At 41.7% G+C, this 5,496-nt stretch carries 11 protein-coding genes and 1 pseudogene; 10 read left to right on the plus strand and 2 right to left on the minus strand.

Annotation, left to right across the window (positions count from 1 at the left end):
- Positions 1–119 precede the first annotated feature (119 nt).
- Complete coding sequence (locus CBG25_RS20765) at positions 120–404, minus strand: hypothetical protein (protein WP_290608966.1); 285 nt, start codon at positions 402–404, stop codon at positions 120–122.
- A 71-nt stretch (positions 405–475) separates the two neighbouring features.
- Between CBG25_RS20765 and CBG25_RS20770 the strand changes: the two genes are divergently transcribed.
- From CBG25_RS20770 to CBG25_RS20805, 10 genes and pseudogenes are all read left to right on the plus strand, one after another.
- On the plus strand, positions 476–973 hold the full coding sequence (locus CBG25_RS20770) for an Rpn family recombination-promoting nuclease/putative transposase (RefSeq protein WP_290608973.1): 498 nt from the start codon (positions 476–478) through the stop codon (positions 971–973).
- Positions 974–976: 3 nt separating this feature from the next.
- Entirely contained in the window at positions 977–1,525 is a 549-nt protein-coding gene (locus CBG25_RS20775) for a ProQ/FINO family protein (RefSeq protein WP_290608967.1), read from the plus strand.
- Positions 1,522–1,710 (plus strand): hypothetical protein, encoded by a 189-nt coding sequence (locus CBG25_RS20780; protein ID WP_290608968.1) that lies wholly within the window; start codon positions 1,522–1,524, stop codon positions 1,708–1,710. Before CBG25_RS20775 ends, CBG25_RS20780 begins: the two co-directional genes overlap by 4 nt.
- 7 nt (positions 1,711–1,717) lie before the next feature.
- Entirely contained in the window at positions 1,718–1,885 is a 168-nt protein-coding gene (locus CBG25_RS21590; protein ID WP_366212824.1) for a DNA replication terminus site-binding protein, read from the plus strand.
- Positions 1,886–1,907: 22 nt separating this feature from the next.
- Positions 1,908–2,093, plus strand: coding sequence for a hypothetical protein (locus CBG25_RS21595; protein ID WP_366212823.1), 186 nt, complete (start codon positions 1,908–1,910; stop codon positions 2,091–2,093).
- Positions 2,068–2,355, plus strand: coding sequence for a hypothetical protein (locus tag CBG25_RS20785; RefSeq protein ID WP_290608969.1), 288 nt, complete (start codon positions 2,068–2,070; stop codon positions 2,353–2,355). The genes CBG25_RS21595 and CBG25_RS20785 overlap by 26 nt, the downstream gene beginning before the upstream one ends.
- A complete protein-coding gene (locus CBG25_RS20790; protein ID WP_290608970.1) occupies positions 2,352–2,855 on the plus strand; it encodes a hypothetical protein in 504 nt (167 codons plus the stop codon). The genes CBG25_RS20785 and CBG25_RS20790 overlap by 4 nt, the downstream gene beginning before the upstream one ends.
- A gap of 85 nt (positions 2,856–2,940) precedes the next feature.
- The gene (locus tag CBG25_RS20795) at positions 2,941–4,077 is read left to right on the plus strand and encodes a hypothetical protein (RefSeq protein ID WP_290608971.1); all 1,137 of its coding nucleotides are present in this window, start codon (positions 2,941–2,943) and stop codon (positions 4,075–4,077) included.
- A 152-nt stretch (positions 4,078–4,229) separates the two neighbouring features.
- On the plus strand, positions 4,230–4,919 hold the full coding sequence (locus CBG25_RS20800; protein ID WP_290608972.1) for a hypothetical protein: 690 nt from the start codon (positions 4,230–4,232) through the stop codon (positions 4,917–4,919).
- A gap of 133 nt (positions 4,920–5,052) precedes the next feature.
- Positions 5,053–5,262, plus strand: a pseudogene (locus tag CBG25_RS20805) (helix-turn-helix domain-containing protein); the annotation flags it as partial.
- A 58-nt stretch (positions 5,263–5,320) separates the two neighbouring features.
- On the opposite strand, the gene CBG25_RS21600 reads toward CBG25_RS20805, so the two are convergent.
- A complete protein-coding gene (locus tag CBG25_RS21600) occupies positions 5,321–5,479 on the minus strand; it encodes a hypothetical protein (RefSeq protein WP_366212646.1) in 159 nt (52 codons plus the stop codon).
- Positions 5,480–5,496: the final 17 nt, after the last annotated feature.

Here is a 5,496-nt window from a genome sequence, read left to right on the forward strand (position 1 = left end):
CATAAACGATTATCTCGTAACAGCCGCTCTTTGTTGATCATTTCAAACCTTTATTCTCTAAGTTAAACCTCTTTTTATTCTCAATAGCGTGACAAAAAATGCAAGTCTCTATTCAGCAACTAGTTTATTGAACGAGGAGAATACGGCGCTCTACCTGTTGAAGAATAACAGCGTTCGAAAGGTACCCAGTCTTGTTCATCCAAAATCTCTGTGACAATAAATGCCCTACGTTCACCAATTTGCTTGAGATAATCGCAAAGGGAAACAGAACCCTCCAAGATAGGTAGATTTTGCGCTTTGACAAACTTACGTTTGGTGTGAGAAGGCGATTCCAGTTTGCGAGTAAATACGGTCATAAAAGATCTGCGTTTAAAACGAATAAAGCAAATTTTAATCGATAACATGAGCTTTTGCGACAGCCTCTTAGGGGGCGGGAGCGCAGAAATACGCTCTTGCTACCCGACGTGATCCAGAACTGGCAAAGTCTGTCTATATGCAGACGTTCCCACTGGTTGACGTAACGGTTATCCCTGACGAGGAGATTGTCACGCATCGGCATGTTGCGCTGATGGAGCTTGTGATGAAGCATATCCGCACCCGCGATATGCTAGAGTTAAGTCATGAGATAGCATCCTTGCTCAATCAGTGGGTATTGGAGCCTGAGCTATTTCGAGGATTAATATGTTATATTGTAGAACGAGGAAATACTTTTGATGCAAAGCAATTTTTGTATCAGATTGCGGAGAAAGCGACTGATTATCGGGAGGTAGTGATGACTATTGCAGAGCAGCTACGGCAAGAGGGTGAGCAACAAGGTATAGAAAAAGGCATTCATCTTGGCGAACAGAGGGGCGAGAAACAGGCTTCGATGAAGATAGCGCGCCAAATGCTGGAAAGTGGCATGGACAGGCAATCTGTAATGAAATTTACGGGCTTGAATGATGATGAAATGATTAACCTGTTTAAAGATTAAACGATGACGGAACGAAAAAAATTAAGCCTAAATCACCCAAGAAAGGCTTCACAAGAAGAACAGAACTCAAGTAATCCGGTTTACCGGAAAAAGGTATGGGTGAATGCTGCACCCAAAAAACAAGCAAAAAAAACTTATGAGCCAAAAGTAGTAAAACAACAACCCAAAAAACCTGTTGTTAAACCTAAACAGGAAGCGAAGGTTAAAATTCCAACACTCCAGACTCCGCCTAAAAAACGATTGCCGTTAAATGAGGCAATTTCACAAATCCGCACGTTTTGGCCTTATCTTTTTCCTGATGGCAAGTTGTGCCCAATGAAAATTGGTATACAGCAAGATATGTGGCAAGAAGTGAAGGAAAAGTGTTTACCGCTAGCCAGAAGGCGTTTAAGAGCGTGTTTAGGGAGTATTGGGCATCATGCTGATTATCGGGTACTTATCCAGTTAGGTGCGTTTCGTTATGACAAAGACGGTCAGATAGTCGGAGAGGTCACCCAAGCCGATGTTGACGATAATCTGCAACGTTTGGCAAGGCGAAATAAAGATAAATGAAGGAATCTGAATTAATTGCTCATGCAGAAAATGCGACTCTATGGAAAAAATATCCGAAATTAACAAATTGGGAAAATCGTTTTTTAAATAACGTCATTACTTCGTATCGGCAATGGAATAAGATATCTCCAAAACAAAAATCTGCTGCATTTAAAATCCTCCAAAGAGTGGGCGAAATAAAATAAATCACTGATTAGGTTACGTGAAAATCAGAATCAAATCGTTGAATGTGTGAATACAATCAATGATGAAAAAACCAAAATCAAATTGCTAGTCACTGCGATGTCAAAAGAAGACCGCTTCTCATCCCTGAGAGCCAGTTTTTCTGGCGTGATGTCATTAAACCTGTACCACATCTGATGAATTAAGAGTCAGACGGACATTGAAATCGAAGCCTATCGGCAATCTTCGCTTCGGGAATGACAAGAAGCTATGTGTCACCGTGCCTATGCCTTTTATTGTATTGCAGGATGAGCAGTTCCAGTACGCCCCGTTACCGCTTTACCATGCGGATCAGAGCCTCCAACGTAGGAAAATAGATAATGAAAAAAACATTTTCAAATATTAATGCCGTTTCTCTTGTGGCTTTGTTGAGTGCTTGCGGAACGCTGCCAATCATCAACTCATTGGAAGAACGAGAGAAAGCTGCTTATGAGGCGGTGGTGAAAGAGCCGAATGACGAGAATATTCAACGTTACATGGAACTGGCAGATAAGATGCAGAAAAAGAATGCGGAAGAAGCACAACGGGAAGCTGACAAAGCCACCAGAGAGAGCGACAAGGGCTTCATCGAATATTTCAAACAATACGAGAGAAACAAAGACCAATGAAAACCAATTTCGATATACATCACGCTATCGTTGAGGATATCAATAAAAACTTCAAACCGTCCTATAAGGAAAAAGACCAACAGCATTTTTTTATACGCGCTCACGGGCAGGACAAAATCGGTGAAATTCTTAACGAGATCACACCAACGGACTACCTACGGATGCTTGAGAATCCGGTACCACTGCTGTTTGATACAGAAGGTGGTAATTACAAACTGATTAAATCATTTTCAAAATCAAGGGTTTCGCTGGACTACATCCCACGTCACAAACAGTATTGTTTTGGGATTGGTCTTGAGTACCCGAAGAAACCCAACACGCTGATTTTGCTCCTGACGTTCGATCAGGAACCCGTTGGTGACTTGGCTGTCGCATGTTGTGAGTACATCAAAAAAAGCAAAAAATACTTATCAATACTGTTTGACGCTACGTTGATCTCCGATGAGGTGGGTGAACCCGAAGAACTCAACTCTTCTGCGCTTGTGTACCTGTACGGTTAAGGAGAGAAAATCGGTGGTAAGTTGAAAAAAATACCTTTTTCTTTGTGATATGGTGGACGCGCATAGTCCATGGGAGAGAGGAATAATGAAAAATAATACTCAAGCCACTGAAAATAAACTAAATAAAGACACTATCGTTGCCATGAACAAAGATACGGAAGCGACAAAAACGAAAGTAACGACTGACGAAACGACAATTATACCGCTTAAAAAATACGCATCCTCCCATAAAGAGAGCGTGAGCAATGCCAGCAGCATTTTCAATGTACCGCCTGACAGCCTGTACATCGAAGAAGGCTTTAATCTGCGTGATATTGATGAAGAACATGCTAGAAATTTCCTCAAATCATACCAATCTGGCGTGTATGTTCCGCCATTGTCGGTGAAAGTCATTCTTGTTGACGGTGAGCAACGCTTAAAAATCATTGACGGGCATCACCGTTACCTCGCACTCCAGATGGCAAAAGCGGCAGGGGTTGATATTGGGTTTGTCCCAGTTTCCGAGTTTATAGGGTCAGTGCAGGACGAAGTGATTAACATGATCACGTCTGCCGAAGGGAAGCCACTCACGCCATTGGAAAAGGCGGAAGGGTTTTACCGCCTGATGAATTGGGGATGGAACAAAAAACAGATCAGCAAAAAAACAGGCAATACGTTGGTTACGATAGAACGCCTGTTACGCCTTTATCGCTGTGGAGATGCGAATATTACCCAACTAGTGAAATCGAACCTGATTACCGCAGATTTGGCGATAGAAATCATTGTGGAATGTGAGGGGAACGGCAAAAATGCCTACGATGTGATGATGAAAGGTTTGCAGAAGGCACAAGCGACGGGGAAATCCAAAATTACGCGCCGCAGCGTACCGTCCAAAAATAAAGTGCCTTTTACCAAAAAGGAATTGGTATCGTGCTTTTCATCCCTGAGTGCGATCCAAAACGAAGTTGAGAATGCGCTCAACAGCGTCGATGAGAAGGAAGAAAAGGTCAGTCTGATTGTGCCGAAAGAGGTGCTTACCTTACTGAATGATGTGTTAACCAAGTGGGAACAATCGGCACGGGAGACCGAAGAAAAGGAGGAAGAAGTTGCGTCTGCTGTGCCAGCCGATACGGGAGAAGCTGTTATTGTGTTGTCTGACGATGCCAGCGAGGGCGTGATTAAGCTGTCTGGCGATACAGAATTAGAAGTACCAAACCAGCCTAACGATGCGAAAGAGCAGTGATCCCACTGGCAGTATATCGAATAGTCAGCCTAGTTAACGAACCCTCTTACAAAGTCAGAAAACGTAAAAAACATTATCTTAACTTTTTATTCCAACAGTAAGCGAACGGGGAAAATGTAACTGTTAAAAAAGTTAATAAAGGACATTTAAAAATGAAAAAGACAGAATCATTTAATGCTCATACTGCTTCATCACAAGAATTGATTGAGCGAAATCTCGTACTGAGAGAAATGGTTAAGCACTACATGATGATTACCCAAAATATCGAGTATGCGGTATCTGACGGCAGAAAAGTCGATATTAAATCGCTCCTCACGCAATACACGCCAACCCATCTCACTGACATGCCCCTCATCAGTGAAGAAGTTGAATTTTTACGGGAACGGGTAAGGGCTACGTTTAAGGGCTTTGAACAGGAGTTTCGGGCTGCGTTAAAAAAGGAGAATATGAACGCTGGCGAGGTGGAGAAACGTCAATTCCTACGTGAAAAAGCGATGCTGTCTTTTGCACTAGTAAAAGCACGGTCAAAGCTGCAAGAGGCATCCCACATAGCGACTTACCTTGCACCGTTAGGGATCAAAACCCACGAAGAATCGTTGATGTATCAGGGTGTGCTGGATATGCTGGATTGTCTGTGTGATGAAGACGAGAACAGCCGTATAGAAGTTTACACCAACATGCTGATGGTGGGTACGCGCATACTGAAAGGCATGTTGCTGGAAGAAAAAATGCAGGATGTATTGCAAGCTAAAACGCCGGAAGAACTGGAAAAGGTATTAGATACTGCCGAACAGCAGATTGAAGAAGACATTCGTTATTTAAACGCCACAAAGACCAATTAATTCGCACGGAAATGAAAATGAAAAAGACAAAATTAACTGTATTAGTCTTAACTTAATCTGACAATTCTGATTTAAAAAAGAAAGTTACCGGTTTTAATTAACATCATTAGATAATTAAATAAAAGGTAATTTTATGTATCAAACAAATAATCCTATCATCAAACATAAAGTCGGCTTACTTAATCTTGCTGAAGAGCTTCATAACGTATCAAAAGCCTGTAAGATTATGGGGGTATCCAGAGATACTTTCTATCGCTATCAGGAACTTGTCGACGATGGAGGTATAGATGCCTTAATTAATCAAAATCGACGGGTACCTAACGTAAAAAATAGAGTAGATGAACAGATTAAGCGTGTTGCTTAATAGTGAAATAAGGGTATTTCGGTGATTGAAGTAAATTTTAGGCTGTTCTGAGATGGAAATTCCAAAGACCGGCACTAAGGAGTAAAAAGGTATCATCAATAAAGGGTCTACGATTCCGTAAAATTTGGGTCATACAACCGAAGCGCTTGATACCCGCGATGGCGTGTTCAACCGTAATACGGATGCCCGAGATTATTTTATTTTCTTGTTTTT

This window comes from Arsenophonus sp. ENCA (assembly GCF_002287155.1).
Lineage (GTDB): Bacteria > Pseudomonadota > Gammaproteobacteria > Enterobacterales > Enterobacteriaceae > Arsenophonus > Arsenophonus nilaparvatae.